This window comes from Caballeronia sp. (genome assembly GCF_049581465.1).
GTDB lineage: Bacteria > Pseudomonadota > Gammaproteobacteria > Burkholderiales > Burkholderiaceae > Caballeronia.
In genome coordinates, this window is record NZ_JBAUSA010000184.1 from 1 (window position 1) to 2048 (window position 2048).

The 2048-nt window shown below is 54.4% G+C and carries 2 protein-coding genes; both read right to left on the bottom strand.

The features are described from left to right. Positions 1-293: c-type cytochrome (locus WCA53_RS04610; protein WP_423906057.1), on the bottom strand; the 293-nt coding region annotated here is incomplete at its 3' end. 461 nt (positions 294-754) lie between these two features. Beyond that, positions 755-1678 (bottom strand): LysR substrate-binding domain-containing protein, encoded by a 924-nt coding sequence (locus WCA53_RS04615; RefSeq protein WP_423906054.1) that lies wholly within the window; start codon positions 1676-1678, stop codon positions 755-757. Positions 1679-2048 lie beyond the last annotated feature (370 nt).

The window sequence follows — 2048 nt, forward strand, 5'->3', positions numbered from 1 at the left end:
ACCCACTGCACGAGGGTGTGAGTGTCTTCCCTGGAAATCGGACCGCCCCGTTCGGCAGCCAAGGGCATTGCAGTGTCGCCCCAATGCGCGCGGCCGTCAGGCCGCAGCTTGTGTTCGAGCATGATCGACGCATTAGGAACGTCGCGATACCGCTGCGCAATCCGCTGGAATAATGGTGCCAGAAACGGCGACTCGACGGTGTGACAAAACATGCAGTGGTGCTGGTCGACGAGCGCTTCCGGATCCGGCGCCGCGAGCGCACATGTGCCGCGGGACAGCAGAAGAGTGGCAATGGCGCACGCAAATGCGGCGCGATTAAACTCACATCAAACGCATCCTGAAGCTTGACCGCTTGTGATTGCGAGGGCCAAGCAGTGTTACATGATGAGTTCTTGATGGCAGCAACAGCACCAAATCTGCGACGAATGGGGATTCGATTCATGGCTAACGACGAGAAGAACGACATCACGGCTGCGTAACGAGCGACGGGGGTGTCTTTGCTCAAAGATCTCGCACGTTTGGAAACAATCCGAAGTCAAAATTCGCGGTACAAGATTTTTTTCGGCGTGGATGAAACAGCTGTTCTTCAACAGAACCAAAGTGAAACGGCCATTCGCCGATGAAGACGCTTAGTTAGAGCACGAAAACGTAAATTCAACGAACAAAGGCGAAGTTGTCCGCCGGTTAACCTTCGTAGAAGAGGTCAAGGATATGACCTTTTGCACGAAGATCGAAACCAAAGCGCAGTCAGAAGTTACACATTATCCCAGTAAGGGGGTGATCCGATCGCATCGACAAGGAAAGCCGATACCTCGCGAACCTTTTGAGACCGCAGCCTGTTCTCAGGCGAGAGAATTTGAATGTATAGCTCTTCAGCTGACGCGGAGACATCCCAATCTGTCAGCAGACTCAAAAGCTTCCGATCTTTAAAGCTTGTCGGAGCGAACAGCCAGCTTGGGAAGAGCACGATTCCGCGTCCTGCCAAAGCAGCAGCCACCAATACCTCGGCGTTGTTGCTTCGCAATGGCCCGCTCACGTCCATCGGCTCAAAGTTCTCTTTGGACGAGCGCCTGAAATACCACCCCAGCGATCCTTGCGGGCCCTTGTACAAGAGGCAACTGTGCCGCAACAGGTCTTCCGGGGTTTGCGGTGTGCCGTGCAAAGCCAGGTATTCAGGGCTCGCAGCAAGCAAGTATCGATGAGCGCTCACGACCTTACCTATCAGTCCCGAATCTACTAGTCGCCCCACTCGTATCATCACATCGACACCTTCTTCCACTGGATCGATGAAGCGATCCGTGAGAGTGAGTTCTACCGACAGGTCAGGATATTTGGCTTGCAGCCCGTTGACCAGATGGGCGATATGAAGCCGGCCAAGCCCTTCTGGCGCATTGATCTTTACCAGTCCCCGGATGCCGGCGTCCCTATGGGCGAGCTGATCTGCAGCGTTATCCAGCAGTTCTAAAGCCTCACGTACTTGCGAATAGTAGCGCTGCCCCTGCTCGGTGAGCCTGACGGCACGCGTGCTCCGATAAAACAACTGATGTCCCAGTTCTTTTTCCAACGACGCAATAAATCGTGACACTGATGACGCAGGGGCCTCAAAGTGCCGGGCAGTGGCGAGAAAACTGCCAGTCGTCGAGACCATCAAAAAATAACGTAACGCCTGGATGTTCATGGCTGCCTCTTAGCGATTAAGCGGCCCGTGCCTTGAAGACGCCTGCCGGAGCCAACGGTAGCACCGCGTCAGTGTGCGCAAGTCTCTGAGATCTGGACTCCCGGACTCATTCGCCAAGCGAACTGCAGGGCAACTCGGACCAAAAATGCTGTTTCGACAAATAAGATTTGCTGTATCAACGAATTGATGCAGATATCACATTCACCTAGAATCGCATTTGCTAGGCTCCTATCCATCCGCTACAGCGTTTTGCGATGAGCGGAGTCAGAAATCAGGAACGTCGAGGGCGCCGTGCCTATGCCGCACTGCTCTGTCGGCTGCCTCCTCCCGCCATTACGCTCAATCAAGCAGGATCCCCACGCGATGAACA